This is a genomic window from Nitratireductor pacificus pht-3B (assembly GCF_000300335.1).
GTDB classification, from domain to species: domain Bacteria; phylum Pseudomonadota; class Alphaproteobacteria; order Rhizobiales; family Rhizobiaceae; genus Nitratireductor; species Nitratireductor pacificus.
In genome coordinates this window covers 91,529-113,772 of the sequence record NZ_AMRM01000018.1, presented here as the reverse complement: position 1 = coordinate 113,772, position 22,244 = coordinate 91,529, and the positions used below count along the sequence as shown (strand labels likewise).

Sequence of the window (22,244 nt, the reverse complement as noted above, 5' to 3'; positions counted from 1 at the left end):
GCCCATCGCTCCGGCGCCGGTGGCGCCCCAGGAGCCGCCGCGCGCCCGCCCCGCGCAACCCGCCGAGCCGCGTCTGCCCGCCGAGCCGAGCATCCAGATCGCCGAGACGACGGCTGACCGTGGACCGGCGACCTTGTCCCCTGAACCGCGCGCGACGCCGCAACTAGCGACCGGCCCCGTGACGGCCGGCGCGACGGTCGCGGCAGCGCCGGTGGCCGCCGCAGCGGTCCTCGCGCCAACTCGGCCCATACCGCCGTCGCCCATGGAAGAACCGGTGCATCGGGATGCCGAAAGCACCTTCGCGCAGGACACGATGGACGAACTCTCCGAAGCGCTGGATCACCATGTGAGCCAGGAACGCGCGAAGGCCGATCCCTCGCTCGAGGACGAGATGAGCAAGCTGCTCGAGGAACTTTCCGACGAGCGCAAGTAGCGGCCCGGCGCCTGTTTCGGAAAGAGGCGAACCCCAGAAACGAGAAAAGCGCCAGACCCTGCGGCCTGGCGCTTTTCTGATGAAAAAGAACCGCGACGCGCTTCAGTCGTCGCGATAGACCTTCTCGCGACGCTCATGGCGCTCCTGCGCTTCGATCGACAAGGTTGCGATCGGCCGCGCATCGAGGCGCTTGAGCGAGATCGGCTCGCCGGTCTCCTCGCAATAGCCGTAGGTGCCTTCCTCGATCCGCAGCAGGGCCGCATCGATCTTGGAGATGAGTTTCCGCTGCCGGTCGCGCGCCCGCAGCTCGATCGCGCGGTCCGTCTCCGACGACGCGCGGTCGGCCAGGTCCGGATGGTTCGCGTTCTCCTGCTGCAGAGCCTCAAGGGTCTCGCGTGCTTCCTTGAGGATGTCGTTCTTCCAGCGCAGCAGCTTCGTGCGGAAATAGGAGCGCTGCCGCTCGTTCATGAACGGCTCGTCCTCGGTGGGCACGTATTTGGCATCAATGAGCTCATTCATCGAGTCACCCTGAGATGTTTTAACGCCGGCGCCTATATATTAGCGCCCCCCCACAACCACAAGCACAAAGCGGCCCCCCTTCACGGATTTGTTAAAATGGTCGGGAAAACCCGCAGCGGCTTCCAGACACCGTGGAATCCGTATTAGGCTCGTTTCGGGAATGCATCGCACCGGAGCATCGCATGACGCAGAAGCGGGTCTTATGGCGCACGGACGGCAGCAGGACGCCGCGGGTGCCGTCCCATGCCTAGACTTTTCCTCCTGCGCCATGCCAAGGCCGCCTGGGCTGCCCCCGGCATGTCGGATTTCGACCGCCAGTTGAGCGCTTCGGGCATCGCCGACGCCGAGGCACTTGGCCGGAGAATGCGGCAGGAAGGCATGATCCCCGAGGCCGTGCTCTGCTCGACCGCGCGCCGCGCGACGCAGACACTGGACAGCCTTGCCGCCACGCTGTTCACCGCCGCTCCGCCCGTGCTCCACGACGAAGAGCTCTACAGTTCCGAAGCCACCGCCTATGTGACGGCCATCCGCCGCATGCCGCCCTGCAACGCCCTGCTGGTGGTCGGGCACAATCCGATGATAGAAGATCTGGCGTTCGAGCTTCCGCGCGACGAGGACGGTTACACAATGCGGCTCGCCGGGGCCGGCTTCCCCACCTGCGGCCTGGCAGTGCTGCGCTTCGACGCCCCGCTTGCGCAACTGGCGCTCGGCACGGGACGCCTCGAAGCCTTCCTGAAACCGGAGCGTGCGTGAAGCGTTACCCCCGGTTACTTCAAATGGCGGTTCAGTTTCCTATATGCAAAGTCTTGCGCTCTTTGAGGAATCCACTTCTTGGCATCATTGACGACCTTTTCCGATGAAGCCCGCATTGCACTCGACACGCTGGCAGGGCGCGCGGCCGGCCTCGTTTCGCCGTCGCTGCGCCTCGGCGTGACCGGCCTGTCGCGCGCCGGCAAGACCGTCTTCATCACGGCCTTCATCCACAATCTGATCCATGGCGGCAGGCTGCCCCTGTTCGAGGCGCAGAAGTCCGGACGCCTGTCGCGCGCCTATCTGGAACAGCAGCCCGACGATGCCGTGCCGCGCTTCCAGTATGAGGACCACATCGCCGCGCTGGTCGAATCCCGCATCTGGCCGGAATCGACCCGCGCGATCTCCGAACTGCGCCTGACCGTCGAGTTCGAGTCCGCATCGGCCTGGAACCGGCTCCTGTCGCGCGGCAGGCTTTCCTTCGATATCGTTGATTATCCTGGAGAATGGCTTCTCGACCTGCCACTTCTGGGCAAGAGCTACGATGAATTCTCCGCCGAGGCTCTGGAGCTTGCGACATTGCCGGGACGCGCCGACCTGTCCGCCGACTGGCGTGCGCTGACCGGCGAGACGGATCCGGACGGCGCCGCGGACGAGATGATCGCGCGCAAGCTGTTCGAGGCTTTCTCCGCCTATCTGAAGGCCTGCAAGGCCGACCACAGGGCGCTCTCCACGCTGCCCCCCGGCCGGTTCCTGATGCCGGGCGACCTGGAGGGTTCGCCAGCGCTGACCTTCGCCCCGCTCCGGCCGGGCGGGAAGCGTCGGGCGAACTCGCTGCACGCCATGATGGAGCGGCGCTTCGAGGCCTACAAGACCCATGTCATCCGCCCGTTCTTCCGCGAGCACATCGCGCGGCTCGACCGGCAGATCCTGCTGGTCGACGCCATGCAGGCGATGAACGCCGGCCCAGAGGCGGTGGCCGATCTGGAACGCTCCCTGACGGAAATCCTTTCCTGCTTCCGCCCGGGCCGAGGCAACCTGCTGACCGGGCTGGTGGCCCGCCGCATCGACCGCATTCTGATCGCAGCCACCAAGGCCGACCACATCCACCACGAGAGCCACGACCGGCTGCAGGCGATCGTCCGCCGCCTGGCGGACCGCGCCATCGCGCGCGCCGATTTTTCCGGGGCATCGGTCGAGGTTCAGGCGATGGCCGCCGTGCGGGCGACACGCGAAGGCACGGTGCGCCAGGGCAAGGAAACGCTTCCCGTGATCATCGGCACGCCGATGGCCGGGGAAACCATCGCCGGCGATGTCTTCGACGGCGAAACCGAAACGGCGGTCTTTCCCGGCGATCTGCCTGAAAAGCCCGGCCTGCTGTTTCAGGAGCGGTCAACGCCAGAAACGCCGATCCGCTTCGTCCGCTTCCGCCCGCCGAAACTGGAGCGCACCGCCGAAGGCGTCACCCTGTCCCTGCCGCATATCCGGCTCGACCGGGCGCTGCAGTTCCTGATCGGAGATCACCTCGCATGAGCCGCGCACCCGCCTCCTTCCGCATCGAGCCCGCAAGACCCGAGCCGGCGCCGAAACCCGCACCGAAGCGCAAGCCCCAGGCGATCGATCCCGGCAAGGCCGTGACGGTCGTCGCCGATGCCGAGGACTATTTTTCCGAGGCCGACCTGGCCGCCTCGCCGCCGCCGCCCGTGCCGAAGCGCCGCCGCTCCTGGCTGGCGCGCATTTTCTTCACGGCATTCGGCATCCTTCTGTCGCTGGCGGTCGCGCTGTGGACAGACCGCCTCATTCGCGATCTCTTCACCCGCGCCGACTGGCTCGGCTGGCTGGCGGCCGGCGTGGCGGCGATCGCCGCCGTCGCGCTTCTGGCGATCATCGCCCGCGAAGCGCTTGCTCTGATGCGCCTCGCCTCGATCGAGGGGATCCGCCGCGACGCAAGCGAAGCGATCGCGCAGAACGATGCCCGCGCAGCGCGCAGGACCGTCGCGCACTTGACCGCCATGCTGGCGTCCCGGCCCGAAACGGCGGCCGGTCGCCGGTCGCTCGACAGCATCAGGGACGACATCATCGACGGCGCCGACCTCTTGCTTCTGGCGGAGAAGGAGTTGCTCGCCCCGATAGACGCGCTTGCCCAGAAACAGGTTCTCGACGCAGCGAAACGCGTATCCGTCGTGACCGCGATCTCGCCCCGCGCGCTGGTCGACGTCCTCTATGTGGTGTTCGAGGCGGCACGCCTGACGCGGCGCATCGCCCAGCTCTATGGCGGGCGACCGGGCTTTCTCGGTTTCCTGCGCCTGGTGCGCAGCATTCTGGCGCATCTGGCCGTGACCGGCACCATGGCGGCCGGCGAGACGCTCGTTCAGCAGGTGGTCGGACATGGGCTTGCGGCGCGGCTCTCGGCCAAGCTCGGCGAAGGCGTGGTCAACGGCATGATGACGGCACGGATCGGCATCGCGGCGATGGCCGCCGCCCGCCCCCTCGCCTTCAATGCGCTGCCCCGCCCGGGCGTCGGCGATTTCCTGAAGGCATTGACACGGTTTGCGTCCAGCAAGGCTGCAGAGGACGCGGCGGCGAAAAGCTGAGCGGTCGCGGCCATGCGGCAGCTACAGCACTCTGAAAGAATGCATGTTCGAATCGTCCGGCTGCTATGGTAGACAAAGCCTTAACCAATGTCCGGCATGGTTTCCCAGATTCCGTGTCGCAACCTCAACTGGTTCTGGTCCCTATGCTGAAAACCGCGCTCAAGCTCGCCCTCATCGCCCTTGCATCGGCGCCCCTGACGTTTGCCGCCAAGGCTGAAGCTTCCGACCGCGACCGACGCTTCTTCCAGAACGTCCAGGGCAATTGGACGGGACCCGGCGAGATCGTCGCCGGAAAGTACAAGGGCACGAAGTTCGTCTGCAACTTCGAGGGCGGAACCCCTGAGAACGCTGTCGGCATGGCGCTCGACGGCTCCTGCCGGGTCGGCGTCTTCACGCAGCCGATGAAGGCCAGCGTCGTGCGCAGCAAGTCGGGCTACAAGGGCACGTTTCTCGATGGCGCTGCCGGCAAGGGCCTCGACGTGACCAGCGGCAAGGTCACCGGCAATGACGTGGTCTTCGCGCTCAACCGCTCCACGCTGAGCGGCGCCATGCGCGCCCGGGTCACGGGACAGGACACGCTCCACATCACGATTTCGGTGCGGGTGGAGGAAGAAATGGTTCCGGTGATCGGCATGAAGCTCAAGCGCGTCGATTCGAGCGCTGTCGGCGCAATCGCCAAGAACTGAGCCGACACGGGCCTATCGCTCCTCCGCCATCGGCGCCCACCACCCGCCATCTTCCGTGATCTTCGTCACACCGGTCCGGTCGACCCGGTCCAGAAGGGCATCGACGCGCGCGCCGGCCACCAGCCGCTCGGGCGCGATCTCCGCCAGAGGCGCCAGCACGAATGCGCGCTCGCTCATGCGCGGATGCGGAACGACCAGCCCCGGCAGATCCACCGACCGGGTATCGTAGAGCAGGATGTCGATGTCGATCACCCGCGGCCCCCACCGTTCGCCGCGCACTCGTTTCAGCGAGCGTTCGAGTTCCAGGCAGACCTCCAGCAGTTCCTGCGGTTCCAGGCTTGTCCTGATATGCGCTGCCGCATTGAGGAAATCCGGCTGATCCAGCTTGCCCCAGGGCGGCGTGCGATAGAGCGACGAGACGGCAGCGACAGCGCAATCCTCGCGCGCGTCCATCGCGTCCAGAACGGCCCGCATCGCCTCGTCAGGCGCGCCGATATTGCCGCCGAGGCACAGGAATGCGTCATGCAGGCGCATCATTCTATTGCGGCCAGGCGACGGTGACCTCGACATGGTCGAGCACGCCCGGAACAGGCGCGTTCGGCTTGCGCACCGTGATCTCGGCCCGCACGACCTCCTTGAACCGCTCCGTCAGCACCTGGGCCACTTCCATCGCCAGGGATTCGATCAGAAAGCGCCGCTGGCCGGTGATGATCTCCTCGATCACCCTGAACGCCGCGCCGTAATCGACGGTCCCCTCCAGGACATCGTCACGGAGCGGACGTCCCGGCTCGACGGTGAGGACGGCATCCACGTAGAAGCGCTGGCCGAGCCGTTCTTCCTCGTCGTGCACCCCGTGACGCGCGAAAAAAGCGCAGTTCTTCATGCGGATTACATACATCATCGTTCCATCCGGCCTTTCTCTGGGGCCGTCAACATAGCATCTGCCACCTTAAGGGCGTCCCGGTTGATTGCGACATCGTGCACGCGAAACACGCCTGCTCCGGCAAGGCGCAGCACGACGCTCGTGGCCGCCGTGGCCGCGCCGCGCAGCGCCGGGTCCTCCCGACCGCTGATGGCGCCGACGAAACGCTTGCGCGACGTGCCCACCGCCAGCGGGAAGCCGAGCGCGCCGAGCTCCGAAAAGCGCTTCATGATCGCGATGTTCTCATCCGTGTCCTTGGCGAAGCCGAACCCGGGATCGAGCACGATCTGCCCGTCGGCGACACCCGCTTCAGTCGCGATCTCGAGCGAGCGGCGCAGGAACGCGAACTGATCGTCGATGACGTCCGGCAGTTTCCGCCGCTCGCGCCCGGTGTGCATGATGACGAGGCCGGCTCCCGTCTGCGCCGCGACCCGCGCAATGCCCGGCTCACGCTGCAGGCCCCAGACATCGTTGACGATATGTGCCCCGGCCGCGACCGCCAGCCGCGCCGTCTCCTCGCGATAGGTATCGACCGACAGGAGCACGTCCGTTTCCCGCGACAGCGCCTCGAAGATCGGCAAAATCCGGTCCTGCTCCTCGCGCGCGGAAATGGCCGCCGCGCCCGGACGGGTCGATTCGCCGCCGATGTCGATGATATCCGCGCCCTCGGCGATCATGCCCCGCGCCCGCTCCAGGGCCTTTTCGGGCGTCAGGAACGCACCGCCGTCGGAGAAACTGTCCGGCGTCACATTGAGGATGCCCATCACCACCGACCCGCCGCCGATCGCGAGGGCGCGCCCATGCGCGAGTATCCAGGAACGGGTCAGCAATGCGGTTTCCACGGATCGATTTCCAAGCCGAACCGTTTCTGCGGCGCATTGCCGTCAAAATCAATGGCAATGTCTGTTAGCTGTGCATGAGGCGGCCGCTTCCCCGCCGTCACGCACGAACATGGTTGCCAGGCGCGGGCGCAGGCAGCAGTGTGGCGCAAGGAGCAGCCCATGACACGCATCGTTCTGACATTGCTGGCCCTGATGATGGTCGGCGGGCCGAGCCAGGGCGCCAGCCTGACGCGCAGCTACAGCTACTTCTCCATCGGCGGCAAGACCCTGAGCGATATCGAACAGCAGTTGCGCACGCGCGGCCCGCATGTCGGGAGCACCGGACAGCGCCACCCGGGCGCCACCCGCATGGAATTCACCACCAAGATCAGCTACGCGGAGACGCCGAACCGCTGCCGTGTCGCCGACGCGAACGTGACGGTCAAGGCGCAGGTCTTCCTGCCGCGCTGGCGCAACCGCCGGACCGCCGAGCGCGAAACGGCACTGATATGGGACACGCTTTCGCGCGACATCAAGCGCCACGAGGAAAGCCATCTGAGCATCGCCAAGCGCTACGCCCGCAAGATCGAGGATGCCGTCGAGGCGCTCTCGACCCGCTCCACATGCGCGCCGTTGCAGGAGCGCGCGGAACGGGTGACAGCGAAGATCCTCGAGGAACACGATGCAGCGCAGGAGGAGTTCGACCGCATCGAGAGCAGCAATTTCGAACGGCGCTTGCTGCGCCTTCTGCAATACCGGCTGGAACAGATCGAAAGCGGACGCATCCCCGGCTGAGGCGCCTGCCGCTGACGGTCAGGCCTGCCGCTCGGGAATGCGGACCACCAGCCCGTCGAGTTCCTCGCGCACGATGATCTGGCAGGACAGGCGCGATGTGGGCTGCACCTCGAAGGCGAAATCCAGCATGTCCTCTTCCATCGCCTCCGGCTCGCCCGCCGCCTCGGCCCAATCCGGATCGACATAGACATGACAGGTCGCGCAGGCGCAGGCGCCGCCGCATTCCGCCTCGATGCCGGGCACCGCATTGCGGATGGCGTTCTCCATGACCGTCGAACCGTTGTCGGCATCCACGTCGAACTGGCTGCCATTCGGCGCGATGTAGGTGATCTTGGTCATGGTCGTCCCGGGAGTGCTGCGGAAAGGCCGCGACGCGGCGCTGGCGTTCACTTAGATATTTTGCGACGGAAACTCAATGCGGTTTTGCCCTGCCCGGTCTTCCCTGCCCGGTTTGCCCACGCCGGGCGAGTTTACGGCAGTTCCGCTATGAAATCATGGACCTCGGCGGCCAGGTTCGATAAACGCTCGACCTCCGCTTCGTTGCCGGGATCGGCTTCGAGGGCGGCTGCGCAATCGGCAAGCGCGAACGCGCCGATGCCCCGCGCGGCACCCGTCAGCGCATGCGCCAGTTCGCGCCGGGCCGCGGGATCGGCCGTTGCGATCTGTCCCGAAACGACCTCCATCTGCCGCAGGAACATCGCAAGCACCTCCTTCTCGATGTGCTTGTCCCCGAGGGTCTGCCGCGAAAGATGTGTCATATCGAGAGGCGCGGCGCGCGCGCGCGCCTCCTCGCCGCAGTCCTGCCAAACATACCGATAATGCTTCGACATTCGCTGCCCCGCCCCGATCTCCCTGCGCTTCACAGACTATTAATCCCGGATGGACAACGGGTTAATGCAGACGGTCCAAAACGACCCATTGGGCAAAAGCGTCGTTAACCTTATGTTTAAACTTTTACGCATCCGCGCGAATGTTGGTTTTCAACAAGCTTGTGTCCCACTACGATACGTTTGGCTCATTTTGGGCGTAGTGTCGGAGTACGAGGCCTCGTGTTTGTGAGGCTCCGGCGGCGAGTAACTGAGGTTTTGCGGTATGGCGCGTACAGTAGCGAAGAAAACTCAACCCAAACGCGATTTTGCGAAGGAACTCGAGGATGCCCTCGATCTTGAGCTTTCGGAAGGGCTGGACAGCGGCGATCTCGACATCGCGGCCTCCATGGAAGATCTTGAAGCACAGATCTCCCTCGCGGCTGAAGAACTCGCCCGCGAGAGCCGTGAGGCGAAGCCGGCGGAAGCCAACGCCAGGCCGAAGGCCGACGCGGCCGCTGAAGGCCGGAGCGTAGCGCCGGTGGCAAAGCAGCCCGCCAAGCAGGAAGAGGCGCGGGCCGTGCCGCCGCCGGCAGCGCCCGTCGACCGCAAGGAACTCACCCTCGCCGATCCCGAGCCGAAGGAAGCGGGCGCAAAGCCTTTCGCACCGGCGAATGACGACCGCGCCGGCGATTTCAATCTTCTGGTCCGCAAGCTCAACCGCCGCGCACCCAGCACGGCCTACTGGCTCGTCGCCGCGCTGTCGGTGCTGTGGATCGGTGCCGGACTGCTGCTCGGCCATCTGATCTACGGTCCCTCTCTCTGGGACATCCGCTCCGCCGAAGCGTTCATGAACGCCCCGCACGCCATTGCCATACTCGTCGGCATCATCGTCCCGGTGATCCTGTTCTGGGGTTTTGCGGTGATGGTTCGCCGCGCCCAGGAGATGCGCCTTGCGGCGCAGTCCATGGCCGAGATGGCGTTCCGCCTCGCCGAGCCTGAGAACCTCGCCCATGAGCGGGTGATGACGGTCGGCCAGGCCGTCCGCCGCGAAGTCCAGGCGATGGGCGACGGGATGGACCGTACGCTTGCCCGCGCCGTGGAGCTGGAATCCCTCGTCCACACGGAGGTCAGCGAGCTCGAACGCGCCTACTCGGAGAACGAGTCTCGAATCCGCCACCTGGTTGACGGGCTCGGCAGCGAGCGCGAGGGCATCGTCGGCCATGCCGAGCGCGTGCGCGCCTCCATCGCCGGCGCCCATGAGATCCTCAAGGAAGAGCTGGACACAGCCGGCAACCTCATCCGTTCGACCATTGCCGACGCCTCGCGCCAGCTCGCAACGACGATGAGCGAGTCCAGCGAGGCGCTGCTGAAGCAGCTTGAAGGCACCGGCGGGATGCTGCATCGCGGCATCGACGAGCGGCTGGAGAACATCTCGCTGCGCATCACCACGTCGGGCGATGCGGTCGCCAACCTGCTCGACACGCGCATTGCCAGCCTGACGAAGGGTACGGAAGACGCTTCGCAGACACTCGGCAGCATCTTCGACGCGCGTCTGTCGACCCTGACCGAGCACACGGAGGAAGCCACCAGAACCATCGGCGAACTGCTGGACACCAGGATCGCGGCGCTGTCGTCGGACAGCCAGCAAGCCACGCAGGCGATCGGCGATATCCTCGACACGCGTCTTGCTTCCCTCACCGAGGGAACGACGGAGGCGAAGGAAACGCTGAGCATGCTGTTCGACACGCGCCTGGCGACCCTCGCCGAGCGGTCGGACCAGGCCACGCGCACACTCGGAACGCTGTTCGAGACGCGGACCTCGACCCTGCTGTCCTCGCTCAACGAGGCGAGCGATACGCTGAACAGCACCTTCGACACGCGCCTGGGTCAGCTCGAGACGGCGCTCACCGAACGCGGCCGCTCGCTGATCTCGGAGTTCACCACGCGCGCCGAGGCGCTCGACGCCGGCACGCAGAAGCTCAACACGGCGCTCGAAGCCCGCGCCCGCAGCATCAACGAAACCCTCGTCGAGCGGACCCGCGAGATTGCCGAGACCTTCGCCCGCGGCAAGGACGAGGTATCTGCAGCCGTCCAGGTCGGAAAGACCGCGCTCGATACGGAGTTCGCCGATCTGGTCGCCTCCACCAGCATCATGCTGGAGAATACGGCTGGCGAGTTCGGCAAGAGCATCGACAAGGGCTGGGCCCAGGTCGGTGCCCAGTTCGACGCGGGCGTGGACCGTCTGGACGCCGCGCAGGCGCGTCTCAGCAGCGCGGTTGAAACCCATGTCGACGCCTTTGCCGAGACCCACCAGCGGCTCTCGGCCATTCTTGAGAACGACATGGAGAAGATCGGCGAGGCGCGCACCGCCTTCGAGACGGGGATCGGCTTGCAGGTCGAGCAGCTCGCCCAGACGCGTGACGGTTTCGCCCAGGCCCTCGAGATCAACATCTCCAAGATCGAGGAGCGCCGCGAGGCGCTGAATGCGGTGATCGAAGCGGACGCCGCGCGCGTGAACGAGATGTTCGCCCGCCAGACCGGCGTCATCGAGGAGCGCACGCAGACCATGGAGAAAGCGCTCTCCATGGGTGTCGAAAACGTTCGCTCGACCCTCGAGAACAGCGCCGTCGTTGTCGCCGGAGCGCTGCGCGACAAGGTGGTCGAGGCCACGACGACGCTGCACGACGAGGCCGGCAAGCTCTTCGAGGAAGCCGACCAGCGGATTGCCGCCCGCGCCGAACAGACCGCCGAGACCCTCGGCGCCCGCATCGGCGACATCGACCGCGCCTTCGACGACGCCTCCGCCCGCTTCACCGAGCGCGCCGGCGTCTTTGCGCAGACCTTCGCGGAGGTGGATGGCCGCATTGCGGATCGTGTGGCGACCACGGCAGAAACCCTGTCGCAACACACCAAGGCGATCGCCGACACCTTCGAGGCAGCCGACCGCAATCTGGTCAACCGCGTCGACGCGACCGCGGAGCAGCTCACGGCGCGCACCAGCGAACTCGCCCGGACCTTCGAGGACTTCGATCATCAGGTCATCGCCCGCACCCACCAGACCTCTGCCGAGCTCGACGCCCGCGCGGCGGCGATCGGCAGCTCGCTAGACGGCCTGCAGGAGCGCCTGTCGAACAGTGCCGGCCTGATCGCCAGCTCCATCGCCGGCGGGCTCGAGGATGCCGAGAAACGCCTGCGCGGCAGCGCCGAAGCGGTTGCGCAGCACGTCAACCAGCAGCTCTCGACGACCCAGGCGCGACTGGTTTCCACCGCCGACACCATCGCCCAGACCTTCGCATCGGTCGATGAGCACATCGGCAAGCGCACCAACGAGACGGTTTCGACGCTCGAGGAACGGACCCGCGAACTGAACGCGATGCTGGCCGGCCGCACCTCCGAGATCACGCGCATCCTCGACGAGACGGCGCGTCCGCTGGTCGATCGCTTCGCCGCGAGCGGCGGAGAATTGCGCCAGAACATCGAGGCCCTGACCGAAGAGACCACGCAGCGCCTCCAGTCGGAGAACGCGGCGCTGGTGCAGGCCCTGTCGAGCCGCACGGCCGAAACGCTGGCCGCCATCGAGAACGCGCAGGCGAGCCTGACCGGCAATGTCGACGGCCTGCTGCAGAAGCTCGGCGTCTCTGGACAGCGGCTGGGCGCGCTGATCACCACCGCCTCGCGCAACCTGTCGGAAGTGGACGAGCGCCTCAGCGGAACGGCCAGCGCCTTCGCGGCCAATGCCGAAAAGGCAGCGGAAACCTTCTCCAACTCGGCAAGCCTGATCAACGCCAATTCCGGGCGCCTGGCGGACTTCTCCGACCGGACGCTGCGCGAGATCTCGGCGATCGCGAGCCGCTTCGAGGACCACAGCAAGGTTCTCGAGAGCGCCTCCACCCTACTCGAGAAGGCCCAGGCCGGCCTCACCGGGAACATGGATGGCCGCCAGGAAGCCCTCCAGGCGCTGGCACAGGGACTCGTCGAGAAATCAGAGCAGATCGAGAAGACGATGAGCTCGTTCGAGGACTTCATCGACCGTGTGCTCGTCAAGGCGGAAGGCCGTACCCGGCAGTCCGTCGATGGGATCCGCGAATCGATCTCGGAAGTCGTGGAAGCGGCCACCAGCCGCTTCACGGGAGCGACTGACGAGATCCGCCGCACGGCTTCCGCCATCCGCAACGAACTGGAAGAGACGCGCAATGACGTCAAGCGCGGCATCGCGGAACTGCCGGCGGAAGCCAAACAGTCCACCTCCGCGATGCGCAACGCCATCACCGAACAGGTGAATGCGCTGAAGGAGCTCTCGGATATCGTTTCGAAATCCGGCCGCATGTACGGTGCCGATCTGGGGGTCGCGCCGCGCGGGCCAAGCCCCGTTCCGCAGCCCGAACCGCAGCGCATGCCGGCCGCATCGATGCCGCCTCCCGTGATCGAGAAGCCGCGCCCTGCCCCGGTTGCCCGTCCAGCCGAGCTGCGCGAACACGCGGCCACCGCACAGGCCGCGCGGGAGCAGCAGCCGACCGGAGGCTGGATCCGCGATCTCCTGAGCAGCGCGTCGAACGAAGAAGACCACGCCGGCGGACCGGGCGTACCCCTGTCGGGCAAGGAAGGTCGCCCCGCGCTGCACGCGGAAACGCTGAGCTCGCTGTCGGTCGACATCGCCCGTGCGATCGACCACGAAGCCTCCATCGACCTGTGGGAGCGCTACTGGCGCGGCGAGCGCAACGTCTTCACGCGTCGTCTCTACACGCTGAAGGGACAGCAGACCTTCGACGAGATCCAGCGGAAGTACCGCACCGATTCGGACTTCCATGCCGCGGTCGATCTCTACTGCCGCGACTTCGAGAAGCTGCTTCGCGACGTGTCGCGCACGGACCGCGACAACATGACGACGCAGGCCTATCTGACCTCCGACACCGGCAAGGTCTACACGATGCTCGCCCATGCGAGCGGCAGACTGCGTTAAGCCGGATCGTGTCTCCTCAACAACGGCGCGGCAGACGCGCCGTCCCGGCCAGGAAAACAAGTGGCTCGGAAACCCTTCGCGGTCTCCGGGCCATTCTTCATTGCGGGATGGCTATGAGGCGGTCTTCACAAGCGGCCGCGAGCGTTACGCTGACCGGCGCAACGGTTCATGAAGAAACGTCGGAACGTTCCATCTCCCATGCTTTCAATGATAGTGCAGACGTCAGGCGATGTCAGAGCCGCGCGCCGGTCCACTCGACGAGATCGGAAACCGCATTGGCGAATGCCCGGTCGAGCGCCGTCGCGAAGGCCTGGCCACCGGTCCCGGCGACCGGAGAGGATCCCGTGAAACTGCGCGACGCGCGGACCACGCCGCTGCGGTCGTTCAGGAGGCGCACAAAGAGCTCGACCTCGGCACGGTCCTGACCGCCGACGCGGATGTCGAAAGCGCGCAGGTCCGTGAGAACCTGATAGTCGATCGCCAGCCCCTCGCCGGGCCTGCCGACCCCGCCGAAGCGGCCGGAGCGCTGATAGAGATCGGCCAGCCTGGCCTGGACGATGCGCGGCAGGCGATCGGCCCAGCGCGCGCCGCCGAGAAGCTGGATCGCGCCGCTGTCCGTCTTGATGACGATGTCCTGGCCGTCGAGCGCCTTGATCGCGGTTGGTTCGGTGATGAGGAGCTGGATGCGCGAAAGCCGGCGTCCGGACTGCGCGACGCTCGGCGTCGTCAGGTCGAACGCGTCCACCGGCGGCGGCCCGCCGCCCGGAAGCGCAGCGCACCCCGCCAGGGCCACGCCGAAAAAAAGCGTCGCACAGAACCGCGTCCCCACTCTCAAAAACCGCTCCTCACGCAACCTCTCCCGTGCAATCCCTGAACCCTTAACCCATTTCTCCGACACAGGGAAACCGCTGCCAGCCGCAGAGGCGGGGAAAAACAAAGAGATAAGGGCAGTGTGGCCAAATCAGCGCACCGCAGGTGCGCCGACCGTGCGCGCTCAGCGCCGCACGCGCCCGTCATAGCGGCGGATGCTGCCGTCCCCGCCCGTGATGATGCGCTGCGGGTTCTGCTCGAAATCGGTCACGGCGCCCTCGATACGGTTGATCGAACGCCGCGCATCCCGCACCAGCGCCTCCACTTCACGCAGGCCCTGGCCGGAGAAACGCTCCAGCCCGCCGGATATCGTATTCACGCGCGCGTTCAGGGTTTCGGCCATCTCGCGGAACGATTTCAGCGTCGCCCGCGCCTCCGCGACGATCCCCTCGCCGTCCGCCTCGCCGATCATCCCGTCGAGCTTGGCAAGCACGCTGTCGAGCCTGACCGACGACCGGTTGAGCTGGTCCGCAAGCTGGCTCGCATCGGTGATGAACTTGTCGATGTCGTCCTTGCGCTTGCCCACCGTGTCGCTGACATCGGCGATGCTCTTGGCCGCCTGGTTCACGGAGGTGCTGGCTTCCTCGAAATTGCCGAGCGCCGCTTTCACCGTCGCCGGATCGACGCCGTCGAGAACGCCGTCGAGCTTGGCAAGCGTCTGGGTGGCGTTGTCGGAGAATGTGCCGATCGAGCGCACCGTCTGGTCGACATTGGCCACCACGGTGTCGATGCCTTCGCTCGCCTTGTCGAGGCGCTGCGAGAATTGCTCGAAATTGGAGACCACCGAGGCGACCTTGTCACGGTCGACGGCGGTGATCAGCTCCTCGGCGGCCTTCAGCGTGCTGTCGAGCTGTCCCGAAACGCCGGCGATCGATTCCGAAAGCGCACCGACATTCTTCAGGAAGCTGTCGATGCCGTCCGCGTTGCGCGACAGGGCTTCGGAAAAGCGCTCGACATTCTTGACGGTCTGGGTGAGCGGCTGGCGCGCATCGGTCGTGAAACCTTCCAGCTGCGAGACGACGGAATCGGCGCGCGTCAGGAGGCTCTGCGCCGTCTGCAGAAGATTGGTCACGGCGGAGGGGCTGGCCTCGATTTCGGCGACCGTGTCGTTCTCTTCCGCCACGTCGAGGAGGTTTGGTTCGCTGGGATTGCCCCCACGCAGCTCGATGTTCGCCTGCCCCGTCAGGCCCGCCAGGCCGACATCGGCCTTGGTCGAATGGGTGATCGGCGTCAGGCGGTCGATCTCCGCGTCGGCAACGGCGAAGGTCGGGTTGCTGAGGTCCAGATAGACGCGCCGGACATCGCCCACCTTGACGCCGTTGAACAGGACCGCGCTGCCGCGCGACAGCCCCGATGCCGAGCCGGGAATGCGAAAGCGCAGGAGCGCGGTCTCGCCGCGGTCGCCGAGCGCCGCCGTCCAATAGACGAATCCGAACGCCGCAAGGATCGCCACGACGGTGAAGAACCCCACAAGAACGTAGTTGGCTTTGGTTTCCATAATGCGCTTGCTAACCTCGTGCCGACCGGTCGATCTGCCGTGCCCGCTTTCCTCTGAAATACGCTTTCACCCAGGGGTCGTCGCATTTTAGCATGTCGTCGACCGTTCCCTCCACCAGCACCCGCTTGCCGCCGAGAACCGCGATGCGGTCGCACGCCGTGAGCAGGCTGTCGAGGTCATGGGTCACCATATACACGGTCAGCCCCATTGTATCGCGCAGCTTGCCGACGAGTTCGTCGAACTCGGCAGCGCCGATCGGGTCGAGGCCTGAAGTCGGTTCGTCGAGAAAGACGATGTCGGGGTCGAGCGCCAGCGCGCGGGCGAGTGCTGCCCGCTTGATCATGCCGCCGGACAGTTCCGAGGGGAATTTTGGCGCGGCATCGGGTGGCAGGCCGACCAGTTCGAGCTTCAGGAGGGCGAGCTCGTCCATCAGCTTGCGCGGCAGGTCCAGATATTCGCGCATCGGCACCTGGATGTTCTCCAGAACCGTCAGGGCCGAGAACAGCGCCCCGTGCTGAAAAAGCACACCCTGGCGCATGTCGACGCGCATGCGCTGCTCGTCGCTCGCCTTGTCGAGATCCTGGCCGAGCAGCCTTATGGTGCCGCCCTGCTTGCGGACGAGGCCGAGGATCGTCCTCAGCAGAACGGACTTGCCCGAGCCCGAAGCCCCGACGAAGCCCAAGATTTCTCCGCGGTAGACATCCAGCGAGAGCTTGTCGAGGATGACGCTCTCCCCGAAGGCGACGGTCGCGTCGCGCACCGACAAGAGGACGTCCCGTTCCGTCCCGGTCTCGATATTCCTGCTCTCCGTCAGCACCGTCATCGCGTCCGCCCTAGAAATCGATTGCCGCGTAGAAGATGGCGAAAAGGCCATCGATGACGATGACGACGAAGATCGCCTTCACCACGGAGGCGGTGACGTGATTGCCGAGCGATTCCGCGCTGCCGCCGACCTTCATGCCCTCGATGGAGGCGATGATTCCGACGATGAGCGCCATGAACGGCGCCTTGATGAGGCCGGCGAAGATGGTCGAGAGATCGATGGAATCGCGCAGCCGGTCTATGAAGGCGGCCGGCGGTATGCCCGAATACAGCCAGGTGATGAACATGGCGCCGCCGAGCGCGGCGAAATTGGCGACGATGGTCAGGCACGGCACGGCGATCATCAAGGCGACCAGGCGCGGAAACACCAGGACGCCGACAGGATTGAGGCCGATGACCGTCAGCGCGTCGACCTCCTCGCGCATCTTCATCGAGCCGATCTCCGCCGTAATCGCGCTGCCAGAACGACCGGCGATCATGATCGCCGTCATCAGCACGCCGAGCTCGCGCAGGATCAGGATGCCGACCAGGTCGACGACGAAGATCTCGGCGCCGAAATAGCGCAGCTGGAACGCGCCCTGCTGCGCGATGATCGCACCGACGATGGCGGACATCAGGACGATGATCGGCACGGCGCCGACGCCCATGCGGTCGATCTGGTGGACGATGGCGGCCGGGTTGACCGCATGCGCCCGTCCGAGCTTCATCTGCGCGCCGCCGATGGTCGCTCCCAGGATGTTCGCGCCGTAGACGAGGTCGTCGCGCGCTTCGTACATGGCACGCCCGATGCGCTCGAGCAGGTTCAGTATCCATGCCCTGTGGGGACGCGCGGCGGCTTCGCGATCCTGGGCGACGGCATCGCGCACCGCAGCAAGCAGGATCGTCGCCGCCTCCGACTGGCCGGACACCGTGACATCGACGCCGCGCTGCTCATGCGCATGAACCAGGCGTTCGATCAGCCAGGCGCCGGCGGTATCGAGACCCGTGGCCTGCGAGACGTCGAGTTCCAGATGGCGGATGTCGTCCCGCGCCTCCAGCGCGCGCATCTGCGCGTCGATGTGAGCGACGGTCCGCGTGTTCCATGCCCCGCTCAGGCTGCAGGCCACCGCTCCGCCATCCTCGCGGAGCGTCACGCGCGGTTCGCCGTTCTCTCCGGGCCGATGCGGCGCGCCGCTTGCCTCACCCTGCGAATTGGTCAACATGGCACCATCATTAGTGCGGAGAAGGCCCAAAGGGAACCGTTGGTCGGCTAGGAAGACCGCCCTATAAGGGTGTTATTCTCCGAACGAGCGAATTTGGCGCGAAAGATAGGCGGAAATGACACGCGAACTGTTCACCGAGATCGAGAGCTATCCCATCGCCGGGGTCTTCACCATTTCGCGCGGCTCCCGCACCGAGGCGCGCGTGGTGACCTGCACGCTGCGGCAGGACGGCGTTCAGGGACAGGGCGAGTGCGTGCCCTACCCGCGCTACGGCGAGACGATGGAAAGCGTCGTCGAGCAGATCGAGGCCGTCCGCCGGGATCTCGCCGATGGGATCGGCCGCGCCGATCTTGCGGCGAAGATGCCGGCCGGCGCCGCGCGCAACGCGGTCGACTGCGCCCTCTGGGACCTGGAAGCCAAGCTGTCGGGCGAGCGCGCCGCCACCGTGGCCTGTGCCATGCCGCCCCGCCCGGTTCCGACCGCCTACACGATCTCGCTGGCCGCGCCCGAGGAGATGGCGGCGCAGGCCCGCGCCCATTCCTCCCGCCCCCTGCTGAAGGTCAAGCTCGGCAGCGACAACGATATCGCGCGCATTCACGCCGTCGCCGGCGCCGCGCCGGAAAGCCGCCTGATTCTCGATGCCAATGAAGGCTGGACGGAAGAAAACATTCGCGAAAACATGCTCGCGGCTGCGGAGTTCCATGTCGCGCTGATCGAGCAGCCGCTGCCGGCCGGCAAGGACGAGATCCTGCGCACCATCCCGCACCCCGTGCCGATCTGCGCCGACGAAAGCCTGCATACCACCGACAATCTGGCGGAAATCGCCGGCCTCTACGATTTCGTCAACATCAAGCTCGACAAGACCGGCGGCCTGACCGCAGCCCTCGAACTGCGCGACCGGGCGCGCGAGATGGGGTTCGGCGTGATGGTCGGCTGCATGGTCGGCACGTCGCTGGCCATGGCGCCGGCGGTGCTGCTCGCGCAGGGCGCCGATTTCGTCGATCTCGACGGACCGCTCCTTCTGGCGCGCGACCGGCCGCACGGATTGAGCTATTCCGGCTCCCTGGTCTCGCCGCCCCATCCGCAGCTCTGGGGCTGATAAACGCAGGCCAGAACGACTTGGATTGCAGGCAAGCGGGGCGGTCAGGCGGCCTCCTCGCGCTGGCGCGCGAACACGGCGACAATCGCCGGCCCGGCGCTCGCCGGCACCGCCTCGGCATCGAGCACCTGCGCCCAGGTGATGATCTCAAAGGATCCGTCGAAATTTTCCGCCAGCGCCGTGCAGCTCTCCACCCAGTCGCCGGTGTTCATGTAGCGGACGCCATTGATGTCCTCAATCGCGGCGTGGTGGATATGGCCGCAGATCACGCCGTCCACCCCGGTCCGCTGCGCCTCCTGCGCGAGCACGTCCTGAAACGAGCTGATGAACTTGACGGCCTTCTTCACCTTGATCTTGGCCCAGGATGAAAACGACCAGTAGGGCCGGCCGAACAGACGCCGGACCCGCCCGATCACCCGGTTGACGACGATCGCCATGTCGTAGGCCTTGTCGCCGAGATAGGCCAGCCAGCGCACATTGTGCACCACCTGGTCGAACTGGTCGCCATGGATGACGAGGAACCGGCGCCCGTCCGCCGCCTCGTGGATCGCCTCGTCTGCCACCACGATGCCTCCGAAATGCACGCCCTGAAAGGAGCGCAGGAACTCATCGTGATTGCCGGCGATGTAGATGATCTCGGCGCCCTTGCGCGCCTTGCGCAGCAGCTTCTGCACCACGTCGTTGTGGCTCTCCGGCCAGTGCCAGGAACGCCGCAGCCTCCAGCCATCGACGATGTCGCCGACGAGATAGATCTTCTCCGCGTCGTGATGGCGCAGAAAGTCGATCAGGAATTCCGCCTTTGCCGGTTTCGACCCCAGATGGATGTCGGAGATGAAGAGAGCCCGAAACCTGCGATGCCCAGCGCCGTCCATGATCCCGTCCAAGCCTGCCAAAATCGCGCTCTCTATGACCCGATTCATGTCACAGCCGTATGACGGAAGGTGTCGACGACGGAGGACCGCGTCTTCCCGCGGTTCCTTGACCACAGTTCCTTGGAAGCGGCCTGAATTTCGGCGCGGAATGCCGCAAGCGTCCATTCCGCACTGGAAAAAGGCGGCCCGAAAGCCTAATCACTACCCCTCAACCGCCCGGTGCGGTCGCCGATCAGCACGATGGATGGGGAAGCCGTTCGCATGTCGTCCAAGCCCAAGAAGCCCGCGAAATCCGAGTTCGACGAGGCAGCGCTCTACTTCCACAGCCACCCCACGCCCGGCAAGCTCGGGATCCAGGCGACCAAGCCGCTCGGCAACCAGCGCGATCTGGCGCTTGCCTACTCGCCGGGCGTCGCCGTCCCGTGCATGGCGATCCATGAGGATCCGAGCCGCGCCGCCGACTACACGGCGCGTGCCAACCTCGTGGCGGTCGTCTCCAACGGCTCGGCCGTTCTGGGCCTCGGCAATATCGGACCGCTTGCCTCGAAGCCCGTGATGGAGGGCAAGGCCGTCCTGTTCAAGAAGTTCGCCGGCATCGACGTCTTCGACATCGAGATCGACGCGCCCGAAATCGACCGAATGGTCGAAACCGTCGCGGCGCTCGAGCCGACGTTCGGCGGCATCAATCTGGAGGACATCAAGGCGCCCGAGTGCTTCGAGGTCGAGGAGCAGCTGAAGGCGCGCATGGGCATCCCCGTGTTTCACGACGACCAGCACGGCACGGCGATCATCGTCGCGGCGGCCACGCTCAACGCCCTCGAGCTCGCCGGCAAGAACATCGCCGATGCGAAGATCGTCTCGTCGGGCGCAGGTGCGGCCGCCCTCGCCTGTCTCAACCTGCTGGTCTCGCTGGGTGCGCAACCGGAGAACATCTGGCTGACCGACCGGCACGGCGTGGTCTATGAGGGCCGCAAGGAGGAGATGGACCGCTGGAAGGCGCCCTATGTGAAGAAGACCAAGGCGCGCACCCTGACCGAGGTCATCGGCGGCGCGGATGTCTTCCTCGGCCTTTCCGCCGCAGGCGTGCTGAAACCGGAGATGCTGGCGGGCATGGCCGCGCGGCCGCTCATCCTGGCGCTGGCGAACCCCGTACCGGAGATCATGCCCGACGTCGCCCGCGAGGCGCGGCCCGACGCGATGATCTGCACGGGACGCTCGGATTTCCCCAACCAGGTCAACAACGTCCTGTGCTTCCCCTACATCTTCCGTGGCGCGCTCGACGTGAACGCCACCGCGATCAACGAGGAGATGAAGCGCGCCGCCGTCAAGGCCATCGCCGCGCTGGCACGCGAAGAACCCTCCGATGTCGCCGCACGTGCCTATTCCGGCGAGACGCCGATCTTCGGTCCCGATTTCCTGATCCCCTCGCCCTTCGATCCGCGGCTCATCCTGCGCATCGCGCCGGCCGTCGCGAAGGCGGCCATGGACAGCGGCGTCGCCGCGCGCCCGATCGCCGACATGGATCAATATCTCGATCGGCTGAACCGCTTCATCTTCCGCTCGGGTCTCGTCATGAAGCCGGTCTTCTCCGCCGCCAAGGGCGCGGGGCGCAAGCGGGTCATCTACGCCAACGGCGAAGACGAGCGCGTGCTGCGGGCTGCCCAGGTGGTCATCGAGGAAGGCATCGCCGAGCCGATCATCATCGGCCGCCCGCAGGTGGTCGAAACGCGGCTCAAGCGCTACGGCCTGCGCATCCGGCCCGGCGAGGATTTCGCCATCATCAACCCGGAAGACGATCCGCGCTACCGCCATTATGTCGATCTCCTGGTACAGCTCGCCGGGCGCCGCGGCGTGACGCCGGAGGCGGCCCGCACGCTGGTGCGCACCAACACGACGGTGATCGCCGCCATCGCCATGATGCGCGACGAGGCCGACGCGATGATCTGCGGCCTGGAAGGACGGTTCGAGCGGCACCTGCGCTATGTCGACATGATCATCGGCCGGCGCGAGGGCGTCGGCGAACTGTCCGCCCTGTCGATGCTGATCTCGCAGCAGGGCGTGATCTTCCTCACCGACACCTATGTCACCATGTGCCCGACCGCCTCGGAGATCGCCGAGATGACGGTGCTCGCCGCCGAAGAAATCCGCCGCTTCGGCATCGAACCGAAGGCGGCGCTGCTGTCGCACTCGAACTTCGGCTCGCGCGATTCCGAGAGCGCGCTGAAAATGCGCGAGGCCGCCGACCTTCTGAGAAGGATCGCCCCGGACCTGGTGTCCGACGGCGAGATGCACGGAGACTCTGCACTCTCCGAGACCCTCCGCCAGCGGGTCTATCCCCAGGCGCGCCTTGCCGGCGAAGCCAATCTTCTGGTCTTCCCCAATCTCGACGCGGCGAACATCACGCTGACGACACTCAAGACCATGACGGACGCGCTGCATGTCGGCCCCATCCTGCTTGGAACCGCCAGGCCGGCGCATATCCTGACGCCCTCGGTGACCTCGCGCGGCGTGGTCAACATGACGGCGCTCGCGGCCGTCGAGGCCCTGCAGAAGAGCAAGGCGATCGCGGACGGCTGACGGTCGGCGGGGAGT

General features: G+C 66.1%; 19 protein-coding genes and 1 pseudogene. 9 read left to right on the top strand and 11 right to left on the bottom strand.

Annotation, left to right across the window (positions count from 1 at the left end; translation table 11 throughout):
- A pseudogene (locus NA2_RS15965) lies at window positions 1-433 on the top strand (hypothetical protein); the annotation flags it as partial.
- Window positions 434-535: 102 nt separating this feature from the next.
- Here NA2_RS15965 and dksA read toward each other — a convergent pair.
- Window positions 536-952 (bottom strand): RNA polymerase-binding protein DksA, encoded by a 417-nt coding sequence (dksA, locus tag NA2_RS15960; RefSeq protein WP_008598054.1) that lies wholly within the window; start codon window positions 950-952, stop codon window positions 536-538.
- Between the two features lie 243 nt (window positions 953-1,195).
- On the opposite strand from dksA, the gene NA2_RS15955 reads away from it, so the two are divergent.
- The 4 genes from NA2_RS15955 to NA2_RS15940 all read left to right on the top strand — a co-directional run bounded on the left by NA2_RS15955 (window position 1,196) and on the right by NA2_RS15940 (window position 4,982).
- Window positions 1,196-1,705, top strand: a complete 510-nt coding sequence (locus NA2_RS15955; protein WP_008598053.1) for a SixA phosphatase family protein — start codon at window positions 1,196-1,198, stop codon at window positions 1,703-1,705.
- A 78-nt stretch (window positions 1,706-1,783) separates the two neighbouring features.
- Window positions 1,784-3,235, top strand: a complete 1,452-nt coding sequence (locus tag NA2_RS15950) for a YcjX family GTP-binding protein (protein WP_008598052.1) — start codon at window positions 1,784-1,786, stop codon at window positions 3,233-3,235.
- The gene (locus tag NA2_RS15945; RefSeq protein ID WP_008598051.1) at window positions 3,232-4,296 is read left to right on the top strand and encodes a YcjF family protein; all 1,065 of its coding nucleotides are present in this window, start codon (window positions 3,232-3,234) and stop codon (window positions 4,294-4,296) included. Before NA2_RS15950 ends, NA2_RS15945 begins: the two co-directional genes overlap by 4 nt.
- 143 nt (window positions 4,297-4,439) lie before the next feature.
- Window positions 4,440-4,982, top strand: a complete 543-nt coding sequence (locus NA2_RS15940; protein WP_008598050.1) for a hypothetical protein — start codon at window positions 4,440-4,442, stop codon at window positions 4,980-4,982.
- Between the two features lie 12 nt (window positions 4,983-4,994).
- Here NA2_RS15940 and folK read toward each other — a convergent pair whose 3' ends face one another.
- From folK to folP, 3 genes are read right to left on the bottom strand one after another with little or no spacing between them, the layout of a single operon-like run.
- A complete protein-coding gene (gene folK / locus NA2_RS15935; RefSeq protein ID WP_008598049.1) occupies window positions 4,995-5,519 on the bottom strand; it encodes a 2-amino-4-hydroxy-6-hydroxymethyldihydropteridine diphosphokinase in 525 nt (174 codons plus the stop codon).
- 1 nt (window position 5,520) lies between these two features.
- The gene (gene folB / locus NA2_RS15930) at window positions 5,521-5,880 is read right to left on the bottom strand and encodes a dihydroneopterin aldolase (RefSeq protein ID WP_008598048.1); all 360 of its coding nucleotides are present in this window, start codon (window positions 5,878-5,880) and stop codon (window positions 5,521-5,523) included.
- Window positions 5,880-6,734 carry a dihydropteroate synthase gene (folP, locus tag NA2_RS15925; RefSeq protein ID WP_008598047.1) on the bottom strand — a complete coding sequence of 285 codons (855 nt, stop codon included), beginning with the start codon at window positions 6,732-6,734 and terminating at the stop codon, window positions 5,880-5,882. Before folP ends, folB begins: the two co-directional genes overlap by 1 nt.
- 171 nt (window positions 6,735-6,905) lie before the next feature.
- Here folP and NA2_RS15920 point away from each other — a divergent pair, with 171 nt between their 5' ends.
- Window positions 6,906-7,520, top strand: a complete 615-nt coding sequence (locus NA2_RS15920) for a DUF922 domain-containing Zn-dependent protease (RefSeq protein ID WP_008598046.1) — start codon at window positions 6,906-6,908, stop codon at window positions 7,518-7,520.
- An 18-nt stretch (window positions 7,521-7,538) separates the two neighbouring features.
- Here the strand turns inward: NA2_RS15920 and NA2_RS15915 are convergent, their stop codons facing one another.
- On the bottom strand, window positions 7,539-7,859 hold the full coding sequence (locus NA2_RS15915; protein ID WP_008598045.1) for a 2Fe-2S iron-sulfur cluster-binding protein: 321 nt from the start codon (window positions 7,857-7,859) through the stop codon (window positions 7,539-7,541).
- Window positions 7,860-7,990: 131 nt separating this feature from the next.
- The gene (locus tag NA2_RS15910; protein WP_008598043.1) at window positions 7,991-8,350 is read right to left on the bottom strand and encodes an Hpt domain-containing protein; all 360 of its coding nucleotides are present in this window, start codon (window positions 8,348-8,350) and stop codon (window positions 7,991-7,993) included.
- A 262-nt stretch (window positions 8,351-8,612) separates the two neighbouring features.
- Between NA2_RS15910 and NA2_RS15905 the strand changes: the two genes are divergently transcribed.
- Window positions 8,613-13,289: an apolipoprotein A-IV repeat region-like domain-containing protein gene (locus tag NA2_RS15905; protein ID WP_008598041.1), complete on the top strand. Its 4,677-nt coding sequence runs from the start codon at window positions 8,613-8,615 to the stop codon at window positions 13,287-13,289.
- Between the two features lie 232 nt (window positions 13,290-13,521).
- On the opposite strand, the gene NA2_RS15900 is transcribed toward NA2_RS15905, so the two are convergent.
- The 4 genes from NA2_RS15900 to NA2_RS15885 form a co-directional block, all read right to left on the bottom strand.
- Entirely contained in the window at window positions 13,522-14,118 is a 597-nt protein-coding gene (locus NA2_RS15900) for an ABC-type transport auxiliary lipoprotein family protein (protein ID WP_008598039.1), read from the bottom strand.
- Between the two features lie 165 nt (window positions 14,119-14,283).
- Window positions 14,284-15,657 (bottom strand): MlaD family protein, encoded by a 1,374-nt coding sequence (locus NA2_RS15895; RefSeq protein ID WP_008598038.1) that lies wholly within the window; start codon window positions 15,655-15,657, stop codon window positions 14,284-14,286.
- A 10-nt stretch (window positions 15,658-15,667) separates the two neighbouring features.
- Window positions 15,668-16,480 (bottom strand): ABC transporter ATP-binding protein, encoded by an 813-nt coding sequence (locus NA2_RS15890; RefSeq protein ID WP_008598037.1) that lies wholly within the window; start codon window positions 16,478-16,480, stop codon window positions 15,668-15,670.
- Between the two features lie 10 nt (window positions 16,481-16,490).
- Window positions 16,491-17,681 carry an ABC transporter permease gene (locus tag NA2_RS15885; RefSeq protein ID WP_008598036.1) on the bottom strand — a complete coding sequence of 397 codons (1,191 nt, stop codon included), beginning with the start codon at window positions 17,679-17,681 and terminating at the stop codon, window positions 16,491-16,493.
- Between the two features lie 115 nt (window positions 17,682-17,796).
- Between NA2_RS15885 and dgcA the strand changes: the two genes are divergently transcribed.
- On the top strand, window positions 17,797-18,780 hold the full coding sequence (gene dgcA / locus NA2_RS15880) for an N-acetyl-D-Glu racemase DgcA (protein WP_008598035.1): 984 nt from the start codon (window positions 17,797-17,799) through the stop codon (window positions 18,778-18,780).
- Between the two features lie 44 nt (window positions 18,781-18,824).
- On the opposite strand, the gene NA2_RS15875 is transcribed toward dgcA, so the two are convergent.
- On the bottom strand, window positions 18,825-19,652 hold the full coding sequence (locus NA2_RS15875; protein WP_040678158.1) for a UDP-2,3-diacylglucosamine diphosphatase: 828 nt from the start codon (window positions 19,650-19,652) through the stop codon (window positions 18,825-18,827).
- 261 nt (window positions 19,653-19,913) lie between these two features.
- Between NA2_RS15875 and NA2_RS15870 the strand changes: the two genes are divergently transcribed.
- Entirely contained in the window at window positions 19,914-22,229 is a 2,316-nt protein-coding gene (locus NA2_RS15870; protein ID WP_008598033.1) for an NADP-dependent malic enzyme, read from the top strand.
- The last annotated feature ends 15 nt before the right edge of the window (window positions 22,230-22,244 follow it).